We start from the raw sequence: 22,194 nt of genomic DNA, 5'->3' as shown, positions 1-22,194 counted from the left end.
ACTTGCAAGGACACGGCCGGATCTCCACGCCGCATCCGGGTTCGGCCCGACGCTTCTCTTCGAACCGGCGCCGCGCTATGGTCCCCGCCATGTCGGCAGGGCCGCTCTCTCCAGGCAGTGTATTCGCGGACCGCTACGAGGTGGTCCGCTGCATTGCCACCGGCGGGATGGGCGCGGTCTACGAGGTCGTCCACGCCGAGACCCAGCGGCACTGCGCCCTCAAGGTGATGCTGCCGCATTGCATCCAGAGCGACCAGCTCCGGGGCCGCTTCCGCCAAGAAGCGCGCGTCGCGGCGAACGTGCAGAGCCAGCACATCGTCGACGTGCTCGACGCGGGCATCGACGCGCCGAGCGGCATGCCTTTCCTCGTGATGGAGCTGCTCCGCGGCGAGGACCTCGGCAAACGCGTGCGTCGCCTCGGGCCGCTCAGCCCGACCGAGGTGATCGAGCACCTCCGCCAAACGGCGCTCGCGCTCGACAAAACCCACCGCGCCGGCATCGTGCACCGCGACCTCAAGCCCGACAACCTCTTTTTGTGCGCGCCCGACGAGGGCCCCCCGCGCATCAAGGTGCTCGATTTCGGTATCGCCAAGATCTTGGCGGCAAGCGCCTCCCAAGCGGGCACCACGCGCTCGATGGGCACCCCTCTTTACATGGCGCCCGAGCAGTTCGACGAGGATTCGTCCGTCTCCCCCGCGACCGACGTGTTTGCCCTGGGCATGATCGCCTACACGCTCCTCTGCGGTGTGGCCTATTGGTACAAGGAAACCGAATCGGGGCTGAATGTATTTGCATTCGCCACGCGGGTGTGCCGGGGCCCGCAGGAGCCGGCGAGCGCGCGCGCCGAGCAGGCGGGCGTCGAACTCCCGCCTGCGTTCGACGCCTGGTTCGCGAGGACCACCGCATTCGCACCCGACGACCGTTTTCCCTCCGCCGCCGAGGCCGTCCGGGCCCTCGCCGAGGTGCTCGGCCAGCCGGCGCCGTCGTTCCCCACGACGACCGGCGCAGGTGAAACGCCGCTCCCGGCCCAGGCGCCCCTCGGCCCTGCGCGGCTCCGCCTCGTGCCGAGCGATCGCCCCGCCCTCTCGAAGACCGGCCGCGAGGCCGTCACGCTGACAGCGCCCCCCGTGGCCCCCCGGGCGGCCTCGGGAGGCACGGCTGCGCCCCCGGACAAACCCCCCCGCCGCATCCGCAACACCACGCTCCTCGCCCTGGGCCTGCTCGGCGTGGGCGCCCTGGCCACGGGCGTCTTCCTCGCCGCGCCCCCCACGCCGCCGCCCGCCCCGACCACGGAGGACACGCCGCCCCGAAGCTCCGCGAGCCCCCCCATCGTCGACGTCTCCCCGCTCCCGGCTCCCGCCCCCTCGCCGCTCCTCCCCACGACCGCCGAGGCGCCCCCCACCTCGTCCGCGGTCGCCGCGCCCTCCCCGACGCCCGCCCCGTCGTCCACGCCCCGCGCCTCCTCCACGAAGGCGTCCGCGCGCCCGCCTGCCACCTCCACGGCGACGCCGACGCCTCGTTCAACCTCGATTTACGTGCGGGATTGAGCCCAACCGAAGGGTGGATCCCCTTCGAACCAGTTGCCGGGACGAACGTCGCGCCGAACGAACGTGGTGCATGGCCACGACCAAACGCGCCGCACCCCGCCCCAAAAGAGCGCCCGAGACGGCCGCCGCCGCGACGAAGCCCGAGGCTGCCGCGCCGCCGGTGAAACGCGCCCGCCGCAAGAAAGGCCCCGCCGAGGGATCCCGCGGTTTGCCCGCCGGCGTCCTGCTCGCCGGCCCCGTCCCGCCCGAGATCGACGCCCTCACGCGCGCCATCCAGGAGGACGGCGGCTCGGTCCTCGCCGTCTACCGCGACCCGCTCGGCGCCCACCCCACCGTCCTCGCGGGCCTGCCCCTCGAACGCGTCGAGCCCACGCCCTTCCAGCGTGATCTCTCCGAGGCCCACGCGAACAAACTCGCCGCCGTGATCGACAAGATCGGCTCCTTCCTCGACCCGATCATCGCCTTCCGCAGGCCCGACGGCCGTTACTGGACCCCGAACGGCCGCCACCGCCTCGAAGCGATGAAACGCCTCGGCGGCCGCGCCCTCGTCGCCCTCGTCGTGCCGGACGAGCGCGTCGCCTACCAGATCCTCGCCCTCAACACCGAAAAGGCCCACAACGTCCACGAGCGCGCGCTCGAGGTCATCCGCATGGCCCGCTCCCTCGCCGAGGCCGGCGCAGACCGCACCGAGGCGGATTTTTCCTTCGAGTTCGAAGAACCCGCGCTGCTCACGCTCGGCCTCTGCTACGAGGCCCGGCCGCGCTTCTCGGGCGGCTCGTACCATGGCCTGCTCCGGGCCACGGACGCCTTCCTCGACCTCCCGCTCGAAGACGCGCTCGCCCGCCGCGAGGCGCAGGCGCAGAAGCTCCTCGCGCTCGACGACCGGGTCACCACGATCGCCGCCGCGCTCAAGGCCCGCGGCTTCGAGAGCCCCTTCCTCAAGCCCTTCGTCGTCGCGCGGCTGAACCCGCTCCGCTTCCGCAGGGGCGCCACGATGGCCGTGGACGAGCTCCTCGACCGCATGCTCGACGCCGCCCGCTCGTTCGACGTCGGCCGGGTGCGGCACGAGCAGATCGCCCGCACCGGCGGCCCGCCGCTGGAAGAGGCGGCCTAGGTCCGCGCGAGACGATGCGGCTCAGGACGAAGCGTCCGGATCGCCGCCCACGACGACCAGGATCGCAGGCGACATCCCGATCGGCCGGGTACGGCCGAGGAGCACCTCCGGCGTGATCGCTTCCGACGGCCGTGCCTCCGGCATCTCCTCGAGCTCCCCGCCCATCGTGATCAGCACCAGGTCGGAAGGCTCGAGGACGACCTCGGCCAGCCGCGCCTGGTCGAGCGATTCGATACTCCCGAGCGAAGCCAGCATGCCGACGCTCGCTCCGGGGCTCGGGTTCGCGGGCCGGATGTTCGGCTCGATCAGGACGTCGTAACGGCCGCCGCGCAGCCTCCACGCGCGGACGTACCCGATGGCAGCGATCCGCACCTGCCTACCCGCCACGACGGCGGCGCATCCGGAGAAGAAATCCTGCGTGGACGCGGCCACCGCCTGCGCCGCCCGGAGCGCTTCCGGGGCCGTGGAGGTGGCGAGCGCGCCCTCCAGCGCCGCGTGCACGCGCGCCGTGTTGCTCCGCGACGTCTCCGGGGTCGTCTCCTCGTCGGCCCAGTCCACCGTACGTACGAGCAACGCGATTCGCAGCGGATCGGCCGTCGTTCCTGCGCCCACGGCGCTCATCGACGAGCAGTACCCCGAGTCGGGGATCGACGCGGCGGATGCCACGAGCCGCCCGAGGTGCGTCTCTTTGCGCTCGATCGTTTCAGGCTCTTCCACGGAACCTCGTCCTCAAGGAATCAGGCAGAAAATCGGGATCTCGTCCTTGAGTACCATGATCATGCCCGATGAATAGTACCTCGTCGTCACGCCGCCGTTGTTTCGCCAGAGCTGGTAGCCCCCCTCCTCGGGAACCCATTTCACCAAATTTCCGAGCCTCACCGGCTTCTCGCGGGTGCTGAGCCTGTCCGTGACCCTCGTGGCGAGATCCGCGGCTCCGTCGGCGGTCTTCGGCGCTGCCTTGGCGAACTCGGCCTCGATGCCCCGGAGGATTCGCTCCAAAAGTCCTCCCGGCTTGACGTTTCCGGCCCGGATGGCTTGGTCCACCGAGATCCGGCTCGGCTTGAGCGGGCCGGCCGATGGACGCGGCGCGGGCTGCTTGCCGGGGGGCTCCTTGGCCGCCTCCGGGGAGAGCGGCTTCGATCCGCCGCCGCTCCCCGATTGATTGGCCATGTGCAGGATGAAGACGCCGCCCGGGCCGCCGCTCATCGCGGTCGCCATCGCCCCGACGGGCACGGAGACCGTCGACACGGCGAGCGTCCCATTCTCGCCGAGCGTGAGGGCCTTGATCGAGATCGACCCGATATCCGCCGTCGCCGCGGAGAGCCGCGTCGTCGTCCCCGCGGCGCTGCCGTACAGGGTCACGAGCGTGGTGACGATCCGCGACACCTCGCGCACCTGGTCGCCGAGAGGCATGGCCTTGAAGCGATCCCAGTAGATGGGCGCGCTCATGATCAAGAAGACCACGGCCGAAGGGAGATGCTTCAGGTCCTCGATGCTCTGGATCGGGTGCCGAAGCAGCTTGTAAAGGCCCGACGCCATGGCCACCCCGGCGTCGGCGACCCCATCGAGCACCTTGTTCGGCAGGTCGTGATCGAGGCCGAGCTCGCCGACGGGCGAGCCGGTGCGCTGGAGCATCTCGTCCATCTGGTAAAGGACGCCTTGATCGCTGTAATAGAAGGCGCCGACGTCCAGATACCCCGCCGTGAGCCGTCCGTCGTTGAACTCCACGTCGCCGAAGCGCTGGAGCGCCGCGCCGTCGATCACCCGCGCCAGATAACCGTCGGGCCGCATCACGGTGATCGACTTGTAATCGCGTATCCATGCCGCCAGCGTGGTGACGGAGACGCTGCCGCCGCCGCTCACGATCTGGCCCAGCAGCCGCAACGCGAGGAGGCGCGGACCATAGGCCGACAGGGTCGCCTGTGTCTTCGTGATCGCCGTGACGAGGCGCTCTGCCTCGCCGACGCTCATCTCCGTGCCCTGGAAGGTTTGATTCGAATGGGCGAGCAGGGCCTGGATCTCGGCGAGCGCGGCGGCGTTGTCCTCCGGCGTCGCCTGCGCTGCCTTGGGTCCCTCCGCGGTGGAATGCGTAGGCACCGCCTCGGCCACCGGGCCACCTCTGGACGACACCGGAAATAGATACCTCCGGTGCACGAAGCCCGTGCGTCGCTGACGTATCCCGTCGCCGATATCGACCTCCCCCGTGACCTGGTACCAGCCGAGGTCGTTCTTCTTCGCGACGACCTCCACGACCGTGCCGCTCGCGAGATTGCCGACGGTGTTCGGTCTCCCGCCGGAGAGCTTCGTCGGCTCATCGGCAACCAAACGGAGCAGCAGGTTGCCGCGTTCGGGCGTCTTCACCTCCCACAGGCTGCTCGGCGTGGGGCCGCTGCTCGTCTCGGCCGCGGGGTCCGGCTTGCGCTGCACGACCGCGCGCTGCGCCCTCCCAGTGCCTCTGCTCTGCTGCACGACGTGCGCGAGCTCGTGCGCGACCAGGCGCCTCCCCTCGACCTGGGCGGGCGCGTATGCACCCGCTCCGAACACGATATCGTGCCCCAGGGTGTATGCCCGCGCCTGCACCGCACGCGCGGCGTGCGCGGCCTCGCGATCGGCATGAACCCGGACGCGCCCGAAGTCGAACCCGAAACGCGGCTCGAAGTAGGACCGCAGCTCGCGCGGCAGGGGCTCTCCGCCGCGCTCGGCGCCACGCAAGGCCGCGCCCACGTCGAGCGCTCCTCCGGCGTCGCGCTCCGATGCTCGCGGCGAGAGCGCGAGCGCGGCGCCGCTCGGCGTCGATTCGGCCATCCGCAGGACCGCGTCGGCTGCCGCGTCGGCTTCCCGCTCGTGAGCGTCCCCCGGAGAATCGATGGTGGACTTGCGCTGGAGCGGCACCGCATGCCGTGGGTACAGAGGCACCTCGAGGAGGGACCGTCGCCACGTCGCGGCCGGCAGCGTATCGCCCGGCGCGGCGTGCGCCGATTCTTCGGAGCCGCGTCGAGCCCCGGAGAGCCCGTCAGGGATCCGCGCGTTCACGTTCGGGGCGACGAGGGGCGGCCGTCGCGCCGGCTTGGGCGCCGCGAGCCGGGGGTCGGAAGGGCGCCGTGCGCGCTCGAACATGACCATGAACGTGCCTCCTCTCCTCAATTCATCCAGGCTTCCACCGCAGCCACATTCTTGAGTCGTGATTGCACGCCAGGGGTTCCCATGCGTGGAGATCTCAATCGATAGCACAAGGAAACATTGCTTCCCTGTCAAGTCGATTCACGCGACCGAAACAAAAATCGAACCAGGGGGCGCCGCTCGAGGAGCGGGCGCAGGAGGCGCAATGACCTGCACGACACCGCCGCTCCGGCATCGCACGTTGCGACCTCTTGGCGGGCTGCTCACCACGCGAGCGGGGAAGCCCGGCCATTTTCCCCCCCGAGGCGAGCCCGCCCCGGGGTCTCGCAGAGCATCGAACGGTTCGATGCTCTAGATAGTTGGCAAGCGGGGCGCCGCTCTCCCATAGTCCCGGTATGCTCCCGCGCGACGCGTACCTCTTCGGCCTGCTCTCCCTGGCCCTGCACGGTTGTGGCGCGGGGAGCGAGACGTCCCCTCCGCCGGCCGCGCCCAAGGCCCCGGCGAGCGCGGCCGCGCAAGGCGCCTCGACGGGCCCGGCGAAGGCCCCGGACAAGCTCGAACGGGACGCCTTGAAGACCGTCCTGCCGATGGGCCTGCCGTGGCTGCTCCGCCGCGTCTGGCCCGAGGAGGTCTTCCGGGAGGGCAAGTTCGTCGGCTGGCGCCTCGTGGCCATCCCGGAGGAGTGGACCGGGCTCGACGTCCGCCCCGACGACGTCGTCACGCGCGTCAATGGCAAGACCGTCGAGACCCCCGAGCAGCTTTGGGACGCGTGGACCTCGCTCGCGACGGCGCCCGAGCTCCGCGTCACCTACGAGCGCGGCGCCGAGACCAAGGAGATCGTGCTACCCATCGCCGGCGCCCCCGCGCCCGAGCTCCTGGCGTCGCTCACGAGCCCTTCCCCGCCGCCGCGCAAGGCCCCCGGGAAACGTGGCACGATCGTCATCGAGAGCCGCGAACCGGCCGGCGACGATCCCGACGCGAAGTAACGCCCCCGCCCGAACGCTCTACATCACGCTCTTGCGGTTGCGCACCCGCCGCCGCTCGGCGAGCCACGCGCGCGCGCTCACCTCGTTGTCGAAGACCTTGCCGTGCATGTTCACCCCGAACGCACGGATCATGCGCGTGAGGAACTCCATCGACGTGCGGTGGAAGAACCGGCGCGCCACGTACGCTGCGGTGCGCGGGGGCGACGTGCGGAAGAGCTTCGCCGTCTCGGTGATCGCGCCCGGCGAGATGGCAAGCTCCTCGCCGAGCACGACCAGGTTGTAGACGTGCGGCGCGCCTTCGTCCCAGAGGGGCCGTTCGAGCTTGCTCAGCTCTTCGACGTGCGCGCCGGTCGCCGTTCCGTGGGGGAAACGATAGACGAAAAGATCGCGCTCTTCGCGCTCGATCCAGTGCTCGCCTGCGATGTGTGTCTCGGGAGTCATGGTCCCTCCGTCGGGCGGGGGTTTTCCGTTTTCCGGAGGCACGATCATGCAGGGATATGGAGCATCCCGCAAGGCGCACGCGCGCCCAAAGCAGGATCAGGACTTCCGCTTGAAGACGAGCGTCATCTTTTTCTTGGGGTCCTTCAACTCGATCGTTTTGTCATCCTTGAAAGTAACGGCGATTTCGAGGTCCTTGGGCATCTCCTTCTTCGAGATCTCGTCCTTGCCCGAGGGCTTCATGACAATCGCCCCGTTTTCGTCCTTCGCGACCTCGTATTTCACCTTGAGGATGACCTTGTCCTTGCCCTTCTCGGTGATGTGCGAGACGTACATCGAATCGGCGGTGAACTCGATCCACTCACCGGCGGCGGCGTCTTCGGTCTCCTTGATCAGCGCGGCGTATTTCTTCTCGTCCTTGCCGGCCTTCTTCTTGGCCTCGGCCTCGGCGGCCGCGCGCGGCTCCCCCGAAAGATCGAACTGCCACTGCCCGACGATTCGCTCCTTGCCGGGCTTCGGGGCGGGCGCGGGCTCGGGCGCGGGGGCCGGGGCTGCCTCCGGGGCGGGCGCTGCGGCCGTCGGCGCGGGCGGCGGCGTGGTCTCGGCCGGCGGCGGCGTGGTCTCGGCCGGCGGCGGCGGCGGCGGCGTGTCGGCCTGCGGTATTTCGCCTCCCCCACAAGCGACGCCGAGCAGGGCCATTGTGGACACGAGCACCAGAGCGAGCTGCCTCTTCACCATCATTTTCCATTCTCCTCGTGAATCGGGGCCATCTGCCGGGCCGATACGCGTGATTACGCGCCAAACCCAAGGACGCCCGAGCGAAGGAAAACGGCTCACGTGCCCGTCGCTTGTTCTTGTGCCTCGACGGCTTTCCCGCCGTCCCGGGCGATTTGCTCGAAGAACGGCGCGAGGTTCTGGAACACGCGTTCGCGCGAAAGTGAGCTTGAGGGCGCGTGGCACGTTGCCGGCCTCGATGAGCTTCCGGACCACGGAGGCGAACACCTCCGCGTCGATGTGCCGGCTGTGGGCCAGCGAGACCCAGTACATCCCCAAGGCGGCGCCCGCGAAGAGCACCCGCCCGTGCATGCGGAGCCACCAGGAAAGGTCGAAGAGCTGCTCCATCGCGGCGATCCTACGCGATCTCGCCCTGCGGAATGGTCTCCTCGGCTCGCATGTAACCTCCGGGCCCCCCACGCCGTTCCTCCGGGGCCGCGTCGCCGAAAGATCCCGACGACGCCCCTCCTGTCCTTTGCTACAAGCCGAGACGATCGACATGCCGAAGCGCCCGCTCCTCGCCACCTCCGCCTTGCTCCTCGCCCTCGCCGCCTGCCAGGACGACCCGGCCCCGAGCACGCTCCCGGCCTCGTCCAACGTGGGGGGCGCTGCCCCCCACACCCCCGCCCCGAGCGCTGCCGCCCCCGCCCCCACCGCGGAGCCCGCGCCCGCGTCCGCTTCCGCTTCCGCTTCCGCCGCCGCGCCCGCTTCCGCCGCCGCGCCCGCTTCCGCGTCCGCTTCCGCCTCTCCGCGCGCGACTGCGACCGCGACCGCCTCCGCCGCCGCGCCCCCGATGGCCACCGCTTCCGCTGCCGCCCCGCCCGCGAGCGCCTCCGCCGCCGCGCCCGCGCCCACGGCGGCGCCTGCGCCTGGCTCGGCCGACGCCGTGGCCGTGGCGATCGACCAGGTCTTCCTCGACAAGAAGACCTTTTTCGCGAAGTTCAAGCAGGAGCACACGCAGAAGGTCGCCGGCACGACGAAGAAATCGACCGGCGTCTTCTATTTCGAGCGCCCGAACAAGATCTCCTTCCGGTACGACGCGCCGAGCAAGAATCGTATCGTCTCCGATGGCACGACGCTCAAGGTCTACATCGGCGACGACAACCAGATGTTCGTGCAGTCCGTGGACAAGACCGAGTACCCCGGCGCCCTCGCCTTCCTCATGGGCAAGGGGCTCGGGCCCTCGTTCACGTTCGCGTTCCACGACAAATCCAAGTTCGAGGGCGGCCCCGTCCTCCTCGGAAAACCACGGCAAGCGACGCCCCATTACGACTCCGTGTATTTTTATGTCGACAAGGCGTTCCTGGAGAAGAAGGATCCCGGCGTGATCCGCCGCGTCATGCTCGTCGACGCCCAGGGCAACCGGAACCGCTTCGATTTCGAGGGCTCGACCCAGCCGGACGCGATCGACCCCGCCGAGTTCACCTTCACCCCTCCGCCGGGCACCAACGTGACCCAGAATTGAAGCCGTGCCGCTCGACCTCTGGCCGCTCTCCCCGCCGGGCCGTCTGATCCACGAGGACCCCGACCTCGTCGCCGTCGACAAGCCCGCGTTCGTCCCGACACACGCGCCCGAGCGCAGCGACGACGTCCATCGCCGCCTCACGGCCTATTACGAGGCGACCCAGCCGGGCGCGCCCCTCTATCTCGGCGTCCACCAGCGCCTCGAACGGGACGCCTCGGGCGTGCTCGTCTTCACGCGCCGGAAGGAGGCGAACCGCTCCATCGCCGAGCAAATCGAGCGCCGCCGCGCGCGCCGCACCTATGTCGCGCTCGTCCGCGGCACGCCGGGCATGCTCGGCCGCGGCAAGGGGCCGGACAAGGGCGTCTTGCGCCATCGCCTCGCGCCGGGCGAGGGCGGCCATCGTGTCCTGCCGCCCTCGGCGCGGGCGGGCCAGGACTCCACCGTGCACTTCCGTGTCCTCGACCGGCGCGGCGATCGCACCCTCCTCGCGCTCACGCCCGAGCTGGGTTGTCCCGTGGATCTGCCGGCCCAGCTCGGCGCCGAACAAGCGCCGCTCGTCGGCGACGTCGCCCGCGGCGGGGATTCGGCCCCTCGGCTCGCCTTGCACCTCGAAGAGCTCGTCCTCGACCACCCGCGGGACGGCCGCCCGCTCACGCTCCGCGCGCCCGTGCCGGCCTTCTTTTCCGATTACCTGGCCGGCAAAGAAGGGCTCTCCGACGTGGACGCCATCGAGCGCCGCTTGCGCGAGGCCGCCGAGCGCCGCGCGGGCATCGCGCGCCTCCCGGGCACGGACGCGTTCCGGCTGGTGAATGCCGCGGGCGACGGGTTGCCCGGCGTCACCGTGGATCGATATGGGGATTTCCTCGTCGTCTCGCTTTACGACGAGGACGCGGAGGCCGCGCGGGAGCGGATCCTCGACGCGGCCTTCCGGCTCGGCGCGACAGGCATCTACCTCAAGATCCGCCCGAAACACGCGAGCCGCATCGTCGACGCCCGGGAGGCGCAGTTCGCCCCCAAAGACCCGGTCCGCGGCGCGCCCGCGCCCGACCCGATGATCGTCCACGAGCTCGGCTTGCCCTACGAGGTGCGGCTCGGCGACGGTTTGTCCACGGGGATCTTCCTCGACCAAAGGGAAAACCGTCGCCGCGTGCGGGAAATGGCCCCTGGGTTGTCCATCGCAAACCTCTTTGCTTACACGTGCCCCTTCACGGTCGCGGCGGCCGCGGGCGGCGCGCGGCGGACGGTGAGCGTCGACGTCTCGCGCGGGGCGCTCGAATGGGCGCGGCGGAACCTCGACCGGCTCGGCGTGGAGCCGGCGGCGCACGTGCTCGTCGAGGCGGACGCGATCAAATGGCTGGAGAAGAGCGCGCAGAAGGAGGGTCCGTTCGACCTCGTGATCCTCGACCCGCCGAGCTTCGCCACCACGAAGCAGACGCGTTTCTCCGCGGAGAGTGATTACAAGAAGCTCGCGGCGAGCGTGCTCCGTGTCCTTTCGCCGGGCGGCCGCCTGCTCGCGTGCACGAATCACAAGGGGATCGCGCGCGCCAAGTTCAAGCGCGTCTTGCAGGACGCCGCGCGCGACGCGGGGCGGGGCGCGGCGCAGGTGAAAGAGTGGCCGGAGCCGGAGGACTTCCCGCCGGAGCCGGGCGGGGAGGCCCATTTGAAGACGGTGCTCGTGACGCTCGAAAAGGGTTGAATGACGATCCCCCTCACCTCCGACGCTCGCCTCCCGTATCGTGATCGGCCCGGCTTGCTCGCGCTCATCCTCGGCGCGCTCGCGGCGCTCGGTCCGCTCACGATCGACATGTACCTGCCGAGCTTGCCCTCGATCGAGCGCGATCTCGGCACCACCGCGTCGATGACGCAGCTCACGCTCGCGGCGTATTTCGCGGGCCTCGGGATCGGCCAGCTCGCCTATGGCCCCGTCACGGACCGCTTCGGCCGCAAGCGCCCGCTCTACTTCGGCCTCACGCTCTACGTCCTCGCGTCCGCCGGATGCGCGATCGCACCGAATGTCGAGACGCTCATCGCGCTCCGATTCCTCCAAGCGCTCGGCGGCGCCGCCGGGCCCGTGGTCATGCGCGCCGTCGTCCGGGATCTTTATGTCGGCCCGGCGGCGGCCCGGCTGCTCTCGATGCTCATCCTGGTCATGGGCGCGGCGCCGATCCTGGCGCCGCTGCTCGGCGGCTTCACGCTGGCCCTCGCGGGCTGGAGGACCATTTTCGCCGTCCTCACCGTCCTCGGCGCCGCCTGCCTTGCGCTCATGGCCACGGCCCTGCCCGAGACCTCGACCACGCGGATCACGATCGAGCTCGGCACCCTCGCCCGCAACGTCCGCGCGCTCCTCGGCCACCGCGCGTTCGTCGCGCACACGCTCACGGGCGCCTTCTCGCAGGCGGGCATGTTCGCGTACATCTCGGGCTCGCCCTTCGTCCTGATCGACCTCTTCCACGTCTCGCCCCAGCGCTACGGCTGGTTTTTCGGGGCGAACGCGCTCGGATTCATCGCCTCGTCCCAGGTGAACCACCGGCTCCTCGCGCGGTCCACGCCGGGGCACTTGCTCGCGCGCGGGACGGTCCTCTTGGCGGTGATGGGCGCGGTCCTGGTCGCCATCGCGCTGACCGGCGCCGGCGGTTTGCCCGCGGTGGCCGTGTCCCTCTTTGGGTACATGTCGTGCCTCGGCTACATCGGGCCGAATGCGACCGCGCTCGCGATGGAGGAGCAAGGCAGCCGCGCGGGGATCGCCTCCGCCGTGCTCGGCTCGATTCAATTCGGGATCGCGGCCTTCGCGTCGTCCCTCGTGGGCCTCTTGAACGACGGCTCGATGCGCCCGATGGCGGGCGTCATGGCCGCCTGCGGCGTGGCCTGCTTCCTCGCGGGCCGCGTCGCGCGGCCATGACCTTCAATCGAACTCGACCTCCAGCTCGTCCGGCATGGCCGTGAGCCACGGCAGACGCGCGATCCCCGCCTCGTCGCAGAGCTCGTCGAGCCGCACCTCCGTCCCGTCATCGAGCACGAGGTCCCCCCGCACGTAATACCGCAGGCCCCAGGAGAGCGGCTTTCCGCGGCTCTCCGGGTGCTCGGCGAGGTCGCACAAAAGCCTCTCGTCCTCGGGCGTGGAGAGGCGCGCCACGTGCCGCGCGAGCGCGGGCCAGAGCGGATCGATGCCTTCGGGCGTCTCGGCGAGCACGCGGCGAAACGGTTCCGACGCCGCGCGCGGGCGCAACGAAAGACGACAAGCCTCGTGGAAGAGCCGCATGAGGGGATCCTTCGGCTCCGAGAAGGCGAGCACCGCGCGCGTCCCGGCCCGGCCGGTGCCCGCGAGCTCCACGGCCACGAAATCGAGCGTCCACGGCTCCTCCGGCAAGGCGAGCTCGTCCGCCCATACCACGGCCATGTCGAACACCCAATCCTTCTCCCAGTCCCGGGCCCAGTAGCGCGAGAGATCAAACGCCCAGTCCCGCGCCAGATCCCGCGTCCAGTACCGCGCCAGATAACGCGCCCATTCCCGCGCCAGATCGAGCGCGTGATCCCGCGCCCATTCCCGCGCCCACGAGCGCGACAGATCCATTGCCCAGTCCCGCGCCAGATCGAGCGCCCACGTCCGCACCCAGTCGTCGTGCGCCGCCTCCCGCGCCCACAACCGCGCGAGCGACCGCGCCATTTGCCGCGCCAGATCCCGCTCCTCCCGCTCCGGCACGAGCACCCGCCGCGCCGCCCGCCCGAGGTGCTCACGCCGGCCCCCGAGCGAAATCAACGTTTGCAGCCGCGCCGCCGCGGGCCCGCGCGGACCGGGCCACAAATGCAGCAAGGAGAGCTCCGGAGGATCGCCCGGCCAAACCGGGCTCGAACCACCGAGCGCCCGGCCGCGCGCCACGCCTTGCCCCTCCCCCGCCGCCAACAGGAGCCGCGACATCGCCGGCGGCTCCGCCTCCTCCCGCCCGAGCCGCGCCTCCTGCCACCAGCGCGCCGCGATCACCCCGGGAAGCCAGCGCGTCCGCGACGCGATCTCGGGCCACGCCGCCGCGAGCCGCTGCCGCCGCTCCTCCTGCTGGCTCGTCGCCCAGGCCCGCGCCGCCGCGGACGCGCGCACCTGCTCGTGCACGTGGAACCGCTCGGGCAAAAGCGCGCACCACGCCTCGAATTGCTCCTTGCCGAGCCCGTCGGCGAACATGACCCCCGCGAGCCAGAACCCGTCGGCTGCCCTCCCGCCCATCAGGTCCGCGAGCAGGGCCGAAAGGTGCTCCGGGTTCCGGTCCTCCACGATGGCCGCCCAGAGCCGCAGCGTCTCCCAAAACGCGAGCTCCCGCAGATACGTCTGACAAAGCTCGAGCCGCGCGCGGTGCCCCTCCAGCACCGCGGCCCAATGATGGGCTGCGAGGTATTCCTGGAAGCTCAGGTGCGCAAAGGAGAACGTCCCGTCCGCCCGATCCACGAGCACGCCCGCCGCCGAGACGAGCCACGCGAGAAACCCGCGGCGCTCCTCACGCGTGAACCGCCGCGGCAAGAGGTCGCAAAGCGCCTCCTCCGTGAGCACGATCGCGCGGAGGCCCTGCGCCTGGAATCCGTTCTGCTGCATCCCGTGCGCGAGCTCGGCGACCGCGCGCATCCGCTCCGCCGCGTCGTCGGGCCGGAACATGGCCGAAGGCGCCCGCGCCCCCTCCACCTCCTTCGCCCGCGGCCGCGCCGAAAGCAGGTTGTCGAGGCACACACGGTAGAGCTCGTGCCGTTTGTCCGGCAGCGGCCTCGACCGGTGCACGAAGAGCATCATCACGAGCAGGAGCGCCGTCCGCGCGAGCGCCTGGGCCTCGGCGCTCGCCGCGACGGCCCCTGAAAAGCGCTCGCTCGCCGCGCGGGCCGCCGCCTCGTCCTCGCCGTGCACGCGCCGGTGGAACCGCGCCGCGAACGCCGCGATTTCCTCGTCCGAGAGCGGCTGCACGTCGAGCACGTCGAACCCCTCGGCGCTCGAAGGCCGGCTCTCGCCATAAGGCCGGCTCGTCACGACCGCGAGGACCCGCGGCGACGTATGGAGCAGCCCCATCAACTTCTCGCGCACCTCATTGCCGAGATCCCCGAGCTCGTCCCAGCCGTCGACGAGCAGAATCGGCCGCGGCCCCGTGGGCGCGTCGAAGAGCGCCGCGAGCGTCTTTCGTTCGTCTTGCCCCCGCACCTCGGCGAGGCGCGCCGCGAGGTAGGCTTCGAGCGTCCGCTCGCTCGGCGTGGCCCGCTCCCACGCGCGCCCGAGCTCGCGCAGCTCGATCAGGAACGGGACACAGGCCTTGCCGCCCTCGGCGAGCAGCTTGCGAAACCAATGGCGCAGGATCGTGGTCTTTCCGCAGCCGGCCGGCCCACGAATCACGAGCGGCGCCGCCCGCGTGACGAGCGCGAACGGATCGAGCGGCGCGCCGTCGTCGAGCCGCCCCGGATCCGTATTCGTCCCGAGCCGCGGCGGCACGAACATCTCGTCGAGCCGCGCCTCCACGGGCGGCCCGCCCCCGCTCGGCTGCGTCACGCCCACGCCGCCGAGGTCCCAGCGCACGTAGCGCGCCCCGAACCGCCGTCGATAGGCTTCGACGAACGCCGCGACCTCGGCCCCCTCGAACGCAGCCGCGGCCTGTTTTTCTTCGCCAAACCCTTTCGGCACGTACAGATCGAGCGTGGCGCCGCGCGGGCTCGCCGGATCCACCGCGAACGTCCCCGGCTCGACCTGCCCCTCGGCGCGGGCGCGGGGCGCGTAGATCCGCAGGATCGACCGCGCTTGCCGCCGCGCCGGATCGAGCTCCAGGAGGTGCACCATGGCGGGCTGGCTCTCGGGCAGCTTCTCGGGCGAGAGCCCCCAGCTCCCGGACGAGAGCACCAGCGTGTGCCCCTTTTCTCCGCGCCGGAAGGGGAACGCGTGGGCATCGGCGCCGTGGTGATGCCCGTGCAGCACCACCGAGACGCGCGCGTCCTCGGTCACGGCGCGCAGGCGCTCCTTGCCTTCGAAGCCGGCCGCGTCGGCGGCGAAATGCTCGATCGTCTCGGGCTTGAGCGGCCCGGGGTGGCCCCGCAGCCATTCCACCCAGCTCGCCACGGCCTCGGGCACGGGCGTGATCGGGTTGTGGTGCACGGCGAGGATCGACATCCACGACGGAGGCAACCCGCGCAGGTGATCGAGCAAGCGCTGGGCCTGCGCCTCTCCGAACGAGCCGCCCTGGCGGGCGTGGGACTCGCGCTCGCACGAGTTCAAGGCGGCCACGGCGATCCCGCCGTCCGGCAGGGCGAAATGGTGCACGACGGCGCCGTGACCGATCGAGGTCACGTTCGGGAGCCCTTCGCGCGGGCGGCCGTGGAACGCCGCGACGAACGCCTCGAAGCGCGCGAGGCGCACGAGGTCGAGGCGGCGCTCGAGCTCGGCCTCGTCGAAGCCCTCGTCGTCCTGCTCGATCTGCACCTTGCGTGTCTCGGCCCAGGAGACGTCGTGATTTCCGGGGACGAACACGAAGCGATCCCGCGGGACGCCGAGCGCCGCGTCGAGGTGCCCGAAGAACCCGAGCGCGGCCTCGTATTCGTTCTTGCGCGCGGCCTCGGCGATGTCGCCCGTGACCACGACGAGCCCCACGCCCTGCCGAATGCCCTGTTCTTGCCGCGCGGCGTCGATCGCCGCGGCGAAGCGCGAAGCGAGCCGCTCGCCGTCCTGGCCCCCGAAGCGACCATGCGGGCCGAAATGCAGGTCCGAGAGGTGGAGGACGAGGAGCGGAGAGGACACCGTGGCGGCGAGTTTAGCGGAAGTGGGGCGCGGCATGAAGGCCCCGCGCGTGGCGGGCGGGAGAGCGCTGCCGGGGTGGGAGGCGCGAGGGGTTCCGGGCGGGCAGCGGGCGCACGGCGGGGCAGCGGGTGATGTGGGAGTTTGTCGGAGGGTCCGGGACAAATGCGCCCCGCATCAGAAACGGATTGCGGAGGCGGGTTTTTCCGGGTACGGGTTTGACCTGGAACATGGTTCATCAGTACTCTCCACGAGGTTGTTTCCGTGTCTCATCCCTCTCTTCTTCGTCGCGCCGCTCCTCGGGTGCGCGCCAAGCCGCGAAGAAGAAGCGATCCTCCGCGCACCGCGGAAGGTCGCGGTGACCTTCGGTCCTCACCTACGGCTGCCGGACGAGGCGCTCCAGTGCGTGCGGCGGCCCGGCGTCCACGCTTGTCCGAAGGGATGGCCCCTCCGCGGGCTCATTCCCGTCGCGCCGAAGCGGAATGCGTCATGTACGTACGAGCCAAACGGTCCGCCGACGGCGGAGCTCGACGAGAACGGCGTGCCGCAGAGCGAGATCACACTGTGTTGTATCCTGACGTATTTCGAGGCGGACAGGCGGAACGCCTGCACGCGCTGAGGGGGTCGTGATGAAAGAGCAGCAACAGCAGCGACAACCACATGTACACGTGCAGGTCACCGGACGTTCCTGGTTCGTCTTCTGGGTCGAGTTCTTCCTCGGAGGGCTCTTCTTCACGGCGAGCATCCTCGGGATCGTGAACGTGTTCGCCTCGACCATCGAGGTCGACCGTTTGGCCAGCGAAACCGCCTGCATGGGGCAACCTCGCGGGTGCGAGGCGATGCCGATGAAGTGGGAGCGTGTGCCGTGGGCACACACGCTCCAGGTCAACACGACCGGCGGCACCATCAACGTCCGTTGCAGCCGCGCGCATGTGCTCCTCGGCGCGTGGTCGTGTGACGCGCTGAACGCGTTGCCGGAGCCTGTCGTGCCGAGCGTGAGTGCGAGCGCGAGCGCGAGCTCCGCGCCTTCCGCCTTGCCGGTGAAGACCCCACCTCGATCCGGCAAGCCCATCGTCATCCGGATTCCGTCGGCTCCTTCCGCATCGGCAGCGCCGCGCGTGGGGCCGTCGGAGCTCCAGGTGGTCCGGGATCTCGGGGGAAAACCTCCCGCAGAGTCAACACAATAGGAGAACGCACATGCGATCTATTTTTCGTTTCAGCTTGCTCCTTGCGCTTGGGGGGACGATCGCGGAGATCGGCTTCCTCGGCTGCGGGGGCCCGCCGTGGGAGGAGCGTGTGGATGGCTGCCCCCAGGAGTTGGCCTTCGACCCGTATTGCTGCCCGTGCCCTATCCCCGAGGCGTGCCAGGACCCGGACAACCCGGGGTACGGCAAGCCCAAGCCGATCCCGTGGGAGTGCCCGAACGCGTGCGACGGCCCGCCACCCCTGCCGCCGAGGTGCTCGGACGGAGGCGCGGACGGAGGTGAAGAGGACGGCGGCATGTCCCTCTGCGCGGACGGCGTCTGCGTTCCAGAGTCCCCCGACGACTGGAGGCATGGGGCCTTTTTCTCCGACTGGCGCGAACCGCCGTCGTGCCCGGACAACATGCCGATCGTCGCGTTCGAAGGCACGCCCGCGCCGCCTCCTCCTTTATGTGGCGAGTGCTCGTGTGACGAGCCCGAGGGGACGTGCATGCTGCCGGAGACGTGGACGGTTAGCTCGGCGGCCTGCGCAGATCCCGGAGGTGGTGTCAAGACAAACTTCGATCCCTCTGTTGGCTGGGATGGCACCTGCAACCAGGAGAAGGCAATCCTGTCCTCCACTCTCTGCGGCGGCGCGCCGTGCGTCCGGTCGATCACCATCTCGCCTCCGGTGATCGAGGAGCAGCCGTGCAAGGCGCACGCGAAGGGAGATCCCATCGAGCCCCCCGCCAAGCTCTGGAACGGCGGACCGGAAACACCCTTCGGTCGGGTGTGTACAAGCGCCGAGCCCTGGCCGGCTTGTTCGGGGCAAAACGGGAAGTTCTGCGGGCCGGCCGGGGACGACTACGCCTCTTGTATCTTCCAGGAGGGGGAGCACCTCTGCCCCGAGGGGTGGACCGGGGAACGGCACGTCCTCTACGGCGTGGTGAACGACAAGCGCGATTGCTCGGCTTGTACGTGCGGAGCGCCGACCGGCGGAACGTGTGAGGTGTTGTGGTCCGCCTTCGGCGCACCTGCCTGCACCGACTATCAGACAGGCGGTCAGGTCACCGCAGGGATGACGGCGCCGTGCAACGACGTCATGCCCGGGGCCCCCCTCAGCGGGAAGACGGCCGAACTCCTCAACTACACGAAGGGCGCGTGCCCCCCGAGCGGGGGGGAGGTTGTCGGTGAACTGTCCCTTGACAAACCTATCACGGTATGCTGCCCGGCGGCCACGACCTGACGGTCACTTGATCGCGTACACGAGAGATGCTCCGCCACTCACGTGGAGCGGTAGCAACGCCGGGGTGCCGTACCAGCTTGGATCGAGGCGGATGGGGCGTGGTGTCCACACGCCCTCCGCATCGATGCGAACTGTGATCGACGTCGTCAGTGGCGCCTCGACAGCTCCGCGGACGCCCACGCCGAAAAACCCGCTGTACACCGGCACGTAGTCTTCGCGGTGCCACACCTGGACGCGCGCGGCACCGCCCATCAGGATGCCGCAGCCGAGCAGCCAGTCCCGCTTCAGGCACCCCGCAACCGAGAGGGACATCGTGTGAACGTCGAGCACGGTGTAGCCAGCCGTCCGCGTCTCCAGCAGCGGCAACCACCTCGCATCCACCTCCCCAACGAACGCCCCGCGTTCGATCCCGAACAACAACCGTGGCCCCACCACGATCTCCGGCGCGAGGTTGTACACAACCGAGGCCCCGCCCCCCAGGAAGTACCGCCGCGGGGCGACGCTCGGCACCGGAGTCGATTTCTCGGGCTCGCGGGCAGGCTTGGGTGGTGGCTCCGGCGGGGGCGGCGGACGCGGGGGAGGCGCTGGCGGCTCCGGCGGGGCCGGTGGTTCCTCCGGCGCCGCCACCGTCCCGGCCGCGCGCATGAGCTTCGCCGCGTCGATCGCCGTCCAGTAGAGCATCTCGAAGCACTCGAACGCAGGATCGTACACGTGGAGATCCGTGGCGAGCACCTGCCCGGCCTCGTCCTTGACGGAGACCTCCGCCGTCTTGTCGCCGTTCGGCGCGCGCCGCACCCGCACGACGAGCGTGCGGGGCGTCGGCGGGTCGAAGACCGTGAACGGCACCCGCTCGACGAGGAGCGCCTTGAACTTGAGCGCCTGGTCACACAGCGGCAGCGACCGATCCCCCTCGAACACCAGGCGGTGGTGGAGCAGCTCGTCGGCCCGGGCGGGAGACGTGGTGAGCCAGGAAACGACCCCCATCGCCCCGCACGCAACACGTCGCCCGATCCTGTGAGCCACGTCCCGAAACCGGTGGTCCGGAGAAACGATCTGGACCCCTCGTCGAATTTTTTCGGACAAAAGCCCTTCTCCTGGGATTTACAAACATGCAGGCAGCGCCCCGCCCCCCCGTGCCCCCGACGACCTCGGCCGACGCCGCCCCTGCGTCCAGGGAGGAGCTCGGCATCTCGGCGGCGGACCTCGCGCACCACATCACGCAGATGCGGCGTGTGGTGCGTCGATTGGGTGCGAATCGTGATCATGTCGCCGACCTCGTCAATGATGCATTCGTGGTCGCCTGTCGCAAGCCCAAATCGAAGCGCCCGGATCCAGCCGATCGCGAGGGGATGAGCCAATGGCTTTGTTCCATCGCGAAAAACATCACGCTCCGCCACCTGCGCAAACAGCAGAACGCGCCCGATATCGTCTTCGAGCAGGAGGCCCTGGAGAACACGCCCGACGCGTCGGACACGACCTTCGTCCTGGAGGAACAAACGAGGCTCGCGATTGCGTTCGGAGGGCTCGACGACATGCAACGTCACCTGCTCGTCGAGCACCTGATCCACGATCGAGGCATTCGCGATCTCGCAGCCGAGCAGGCCATGGCCCCGAGCACAATCTTTTCGCGTATCTCGGCGACGCGGCGGCTCCTGCGCAAACGGCTCGCGCAGCTCGACGAGGTGCGGCCCGGCCGCCGGACCTTTGCTCTCGTGCCCTTCCTGCTCGTCGCCCTGTTCGCACGTGAGGCGCGCGCGAGGCTCGAGGCCGCGTGGCGACGGCTCACCCGATCGGCCCATCGCGCGCCGATGCGGGCGCTCCTCGGCATGGGTGCGGCGGCTCTCGTGCTCTCGTCCACGCCCTCCCCCCATCCCCATGCGATGCCCGGATCGCCCGGCGCGCGCGCATGCGGCCCCGCGGCAAGTCCCCTTCCGCCGGTGCACGACGGCGAGGCCGTCGAAATCGCGCGTGTCCCGGCGCTCGTCCCTTCGGCGCGCCCCGTTCCGCCGAGGGTGCCCGAGGTCCACGAGAACCACGAAATGCCGGCGCCGCGCAAGGGGCGCTCGGCGCTGGCTCTTTATGCGGAGAACGCCACGAAACCGGCGGTGCCCGCGGCGCCGGGGGCGACGCTCTCACGCCCGGGATCGTCGCCCAAGTGAGGGGAATCGAAACACCATGAGCAACGAGCGAATTGCGAGACCGGATCCCCGGTGCACCGCGGCGTACGCCCGACGGAGCGACGGCGTCTTCTATGTGGGCTCGTCTTTCTGGACCGAAGCGGAGAGCGGGGCGAACGCGACCCCCTGGTTTGCCTTGACGCATCGTGAAACCGAGCGATTCCACGTCGATCCTGCGGTGCGGGAGCGGATCGGGCTTTACCTCGTCGGGAGCGACCATCGCCTCTATGTCACCGCGGACAAGATCAAGAGCACGCACGGCCGAAGGACCTTCCACGGCGTGCCGGCCGGCGAGCCGCTCACGGCGCTCCTCATCGCGGAAGCCCACAAGCACGCTGCCGAAATCGTGACCCTGGCGTTGATCGAGCTACGCGCTTCCATGCCACGCGTGAAGCGGCCGAGACGAGGGGGCCCCCTTTCCCCTTGACACCTCCCCCGCCGCACCCGTTACCTTCCGCACATGGCTACCCATCTACGCACGAACACCTCTGCCCAGCTCGCGGCCGACATTTGCGCCTCCATCGCCGACGGCCTGTCCAGCGACGAAACCACGAAGCACCTCGCGCCTTTATGGGAATCGCTCACGGCCAGGGGCGACACGCTCTCGGCGGAGCGCCGCAAGCTGGAGCGCGCGCTCGGCCGGGCGCGGGCGCGGCTCGCGGTGGCGGATGCGCAATGGGATCCGGAGGTCGCGGCGTTTGGCAGGGACGTCGTGGACAAGACGGGGGGCCGGCGGGATGCGCCCCCCTATACGCGATTTTTCAAGGACGTCTCGCCGTCGGCGGCGCAGGCATTCGGGATCGAGCGGGAGGTAAAGCAGGGGCGCGCGTGGCTCGACGAGCTCGGGCGGAACCCGGACGAGCCGCTCGCATTGCAATGGACGCTGCGGCTCGGGTCGGTGACGAACAAGCTCGACGGGAGCGCGACGGAGCGCGCGGACCGGCTGCGCGCGCTGGCCTTGCAGAGCACGTCGGAGGAGCTTTACGTGGAGGACATCAACCTGGAGCTCGACCGGCTCGAAGGGGACCTGAAGAAGCTCTTCCCGGGGCAACCGAAGCGCGTCGCGGCCTTCCTGGAGCCGACGCGGCCGAAGCGGAAGCGTGAGGTGGGTTCCACGGACGAGGGTTTGGAGGGTGAGGATTCGTGAGGGAGCCTGCGCAACTGGGTGGATCGAGGTCTTGATCGACCCGGTTGCGTGACGCGCGGGGGTGGTTCGAGGGGGGGAGCGCGGTGGTTGCGCGGGGTGCGGGGGGCGATCGAGGTCGCGAGGGAGGCGGTCGCGGGAGGCGCGGGGGGCGATCGAGGTTGGGCGTGCACCGGTTGCGCGGAGCGACGGGGTGGATCGAGGTCGCGATCCGCATGGTTGTACGGGGTGCGAGGGGCGATCCAGGCGGGGAATGA

The 22,194-nt window shown here is 70.1% G+C and carries 18 protein-coding genes; 12 read left to right on the top strand and 6 right to left on the bottom strand.

Going from position 1 to position 22,194, the window contains the following annotated elements; translation table 11 throughout:
* Nucleotides 1–89 precede the first annotated feature (89 nt).
* Both E8A74_RS27960 and E8A74_RS27955 read left to right on the top strand, forming a co-directional pair.
* Nucleotides 90–1,547 carry a serine/threonine protein kinase gene (locus tag E8A74_RS27960; protein WP_170229427.1) on the top strand — a complete coding sequence of 486 codons (1,458 nt, stop codon included), beginning with the start codon at nucleotides 90–92 and terminating at the stop codon, nucleotides 1,545–1,547.
* Nucleotides 1,548–1,617: 70 nt separating this feature from the next.
* Nucleotides 1,618–2,661 carry a ParB N-terminal domain-containing protein gene (locus tag E8A74_RS27955; RefSeq protein WP_136932139.1) on the top strand — a complete coding sequence of 348 codons (1,044 nt, stop codon included), beginning with the start codon at nucleotides 1,618–1,620 and terminating at the stop codon, nucleotides 2,659–2,661.
* Nucleotides 2,662–2,682: 21 nt separating this feature from the next.
* Here the strand turns inward: E8A74_RS27955 and E8A74_RS27950 are convergent, their stop codons facing one another.
* Nucleotides 2,683–3,378 (bottom strand): hypothetical protein, encoded by a 696-nt coding sequence (locus E8A74_RS27950; protein WP_136932138.1) that lies wholly within the window; start codon nucleotides 3,376–3,378, stop codon nucleotides 2,683–2,685.
* Between the two features lie 12 nt (nucleotides 3,379–3,390).
* Nucleotides 3,391–5,784, bottom strand: a complete 2,394-nt coding sequence (locus tag E8A74_RS27945) for an eCIS core domain-containing protein (RefSeq protein ID WP_136932137.1) — start codon at nucleotides 5,782–5,784, stop codon at nucleotides 3,391–3,393.
* Nucleotides 5,785–6,176: 392 nt separating this feature from the next.
* Here E8A74_RS27945 and E8A74_RS27940 point away from each other — a divergent pair, with 392 nt between their 5' ends.
* Nucleotides 6,177–6,767 (top strand): PDZ domain-containing protein, encoded by a 591-nt coding sequence (locus E8A74_RS27940; RefSeq protein WP_136932136.1) that lies wholly within the window; start codon nucleotides 6,177–6,179, stop codon nucleotides 6,765–6,767.
* Nucleotides 6,768–6,785: 18 nt separating this feature from the next.
* Here the strand turns inward: E8A74_RS27940 and E8A74_RS27935 are convergent, their stop codons facing one another.
* The gene (locus tag E8A74_RS27935) at nucleotides 6,786–7,208 is read right to left on the bottom strand and encodes a hypothetical protein (RefSeq protein ID WP_136932135.1); all 423 of its coding nucleotides are present in this window, start codon (nucleotides 7,206–7,208) and stop codon (nucleotides 6,786–6,788) included.
* A 96-nt stretch (nucleotides 7,209–7,304) separates the two neighbouring features.
* On the bottom strand, nucleotides 7,305–7,946 hold the full coding sequence (locus E8A74_RS52775; RefSeq protein ID WP_170229420.1) for a hypothetical protein: 642 nt from the start codon (nucleotides 7,944–7,946) through the stop codon (nucleotides 7,305–7,307).
* 532 nt (nucleotides 7,947–8,478) lie between these two features.
* On the opposite strand from E8A74_RS52775, the gene E8A74_RS27930 reads away from it, so the two are divergent.
* Genes E8A74_RS27930 through E8A74_RS27920 form a run of 3 tightly spaced genes read left to right on the top strand, consistent with a single transcriptional unit; the run spans nucleotide 8,479 to nucleotide 12,343 of the window.
* On the top strand, nucleotides 8,479–9,444 hold the full coding sequence (locus tag E8A74_RS27930) for a LolA family protein (protein ID WP_170229426.1): 966 nt from the start codon (nucleotides 8,479–8,481) through the stop codon (nucleotides 9,442–9,444).
* A gap of 4 nt (nucleotides 9,445–9,448) precedes the next feature.
* Complete coding sequence (locus tag E8A74_RS27925; protein ID WP_136932133.1) at nucleotides 9,449–11,140, top strand: RluA/RlmK domain-containing protein; 1,692 nt, start codon at nucleotides 9,449–9,451, stop codon at nucleotides 11,138–11,140.
* Nucleotides 11,141–12,343 (top strand): Bcr/CflA family multidrug efflux MFS transporter, encoded by a 1,203-nt coding sequence (locus tag E8A74_RS27920; RefSeq protein ID WP_136932132.1) that lies wholly within the window; start codon nucleotides 11,141–11,143, stop codon nucleotides 12,341–12,343.
* 3 nt (nucleotides 12,344–12,346) lie between these two features.
* Here E8A74_RS27920 and E8A74_RS27915 read toward each other — a convergent pair whose 3' ends face one another.
* Nucleotides 12,347–16,192, bottom strand: a complete 3,846-nt coding sequence (locus E8A74_RS27915; RefSeq protein ID WP_170229425.1) for an NACHT domain-containing protein — start codon at nucleotides 16,190–16,192, stop codon at nucleotides 12,347–12,349.
* Between the two features lie 355 nt (nucleotides 16,193–16,547).
* On the opposite strand from E8A74_RS27915, the gene E8A74_RS27910 reads away from it, so the two are divergent.
* The 3 genes from E8A74_RS27910 to E8A74_RS27900 are packed head-to-tail and all read left to right on the top strand — an operon-like array spanning nucleotide 16,548 to nucleotide 18,616.
* Complete coding sequence (locus E8A74_RS27910; RefSeq protein ID WP_136932130.1) at nucleotides 16,548–16,808, top strand: hypothetical protein; 261 nt, start codon at nucleotides 16,548–16,550, stop codon at nucleotides 16,806–16,808.
* Between the two features lie 10 nt (nucleotides 16,809–16,818).
* Nucleotides 16,819–17,376, top strand: coding sequence for a hypothetical protein (locus E8A74_RS27905; RefSeq protein ID WP_136932129.1), 558 nt, complete (start codon nucleotides 16,819–16,821; stop codon nucleotides 17,374–17,376).
* A 10-nt stretch (nucleotides 17,377–17,386) separates the two neighbouring features.
* Complete coding sequence (locus E8A74_RS27900; RefSeq protein ID WP_136932128.1) at nucleotides 17,387–18,616, top strand: hypothetical protein; 1,230 nt, start codon at nucleotides 17,387–17,389, stop codon at nucleotides 18,614–18,616.
* Between the two features lie 3 nt (nucleotides 18,617–18,619).
* Here the strand turns inward: E8A74_RS27900 and E8A74_RS52770 are convergent, their stop codons facing one another.
* Nucleotides 18,620–19,600, bottom strand: coding sequence for a hypothetical protein (locus E8A74_RS52770; protein WP_170229424.1), 981 nt, complete (start codon nucleotides 19,598–19,600; stop codon nucleotides 18,620–18,622).
* 125 nt (nucleotides 19,601–19,725) lie between these two features.
* On the opposite strand from E8A74_RS52770, the gene E8A74_RS27885 reads away from it, so the two are divergent.
* Genes E8A74_RS27885 through E8A74_RS27875 form a run of 3 tightly spaced genes read left to right on the top strand, consistent with a single transcriptional unit; the run spans nucleotide 19,726 to nucleotide 21,940 of the window.
* On the top strand, nucleotides 19,726–20,775 hold the full coding sequence (locus tag E8A74_RS27885) for an RNA polymerase sigma factor (protein WP_136932126.1): 1,050 nt from the start codon (nucleotides 19,726–19,728) through the stop codon (nucleotides 20,773–20,775).
* A 16-nt stretch (nucleotides 20,776–20,791) separates the two neighbouring features.
* Nucleotides 20,792–21,220: a hypothetical protein gene (locus E8A74_RS27880; RefSeq protein WP_136932125.1), complete on the top strand. Its 429-nt coding sequence runs from the start codon at nucleotides 20,792–20,794 to the stop codon at nucleotides 21,218–21,220.
* Between the two features lie 33 nt (nucleotides 21,221–21,253).
* Nucleotides 21,254–21,940: a hypothetical protein gene (locus E8A74_RS27875; RefSeq protein WP_136932124.1), complete on the top strand. Its 687-nt coding sequence runs from the start codon at nucleotides 21,254–21,256 to the stop codon at nucleotides 21,938–21,940.
* Nucleotides 21,941–22,194: the final 254 nt, after the last annotated feature.

It is taken from the genome of Polyangium fumosum (assembly GCF_005144585.1).
GTDB lineage: Bacteria > Myxococcota_A > Polyangia > Polyangiales > Polyangiaceae > Polyangium > Polyangium fumosum.
Note: the sequence above shows the minus strand (reverse complement) of the source record. Positions and strands in the feature narration are given on the sequence as shown.

Bases quoted from the DNA above. Each gene is read 5' to 3' on its own strand.
- E8A74_RS27960 (WP_170229427.1), top strand. From the start codon at position 90: ATGTCGGCAGGGCCGCTCTCTCCAGGCAGTGTATTCGCGGACCGCTAC.
- E8A74_RS27955 (WP_136932139.1), top strand. From the start codon at position 1,618: ATGGCCACGACCAAACGCGCCGCACCCCGCCCCAAAAGAGCGCCCGAG.
- E8A74_RS27945 (WP_136932137.1), bottom strand. From the start codon at position 5,784: ATGGTCATGTTCGAGCGCGCACGGCGCCCTTCCGACCCCCGGCTCGCG.
- E8A74_RS27940 (WP_136932136.1), top strand. From the start codon at position 6,177: ATGCTCCCGCGCGACGCGTACCTCTTCGGCCTGCTCTCCCTGGCCCTG.
- E8A74_RS27935 (WP_136932135.1), bottom strand. From the start codon at position 7,208: ATGACTCCCGAGACACACATCGCAGGCGAGCACTGGATCGAGCGCGAA.
- E8A74_RS52775 (WP_170229420.1), bottom strand. From the start codon at position 7,946: ATGATGGTGAAGAGGCAGCTCGCTCTGGTGCTCGTGTCCACAATGGCC.
- E8A74_RS27930 (WP_170229426.1), top strand. From the start codon at position 8,479: ATGCCGAAGCGCCCGCTCCTCGCCACCTCCGCCTTGCTCCTCGCCCTC.
- E8A74_RS27920 (WP_136932132.1), top strand. From the start codon at position 11,141: ATGACGATCCCCCTCACCTCCGACGCTCGCCTCCCGTATCGTGATCGG.
- E8A74_RS27905 (WP_136932129.1), top strand. From the start codon at position 16,819: ATGAAAGAGCAGCAACAGCAGCGACAACCACATGTACACGTGCAGGTC.
- E8A74_RS27900 (WP_136932128.1), top strand. From the start codon at position 17,387: ATGCGATCTATTTTTCGTTTCAGCTTGCTCCTTGCGCTTGGGGGGACG.
- E8A74_RS52770 (WP_170229424.1), bottom strand. From the start codon at position 19,600: ATGGGGGTCGTTTCCTGGCTCACCACGTCTCCCGCCCGGGCCGACGAG.
- E8A74_RS27885 (WP_136932126.1), top strand. From the start codon at position 19,726: ATGCAGGCAGCGCCCCGCCCCCCCGTGCCCCCGACGACCTCGGCCGAC.
- E8A74_RS27880 (WP_136932125.1), top strand. From the start codon at position 20,792: ATGAGCAACGAGCGAATTGCGAGACCGGATCCCCGGTGCACCGCGGCG.
- E8A74_RS27875 (WP_136932124.1), top strand. From the start codon at position 21,254: ATGGCTACCCATCTACGCACGAACACCTCTGCCCAGCTCGCGGCCGAC.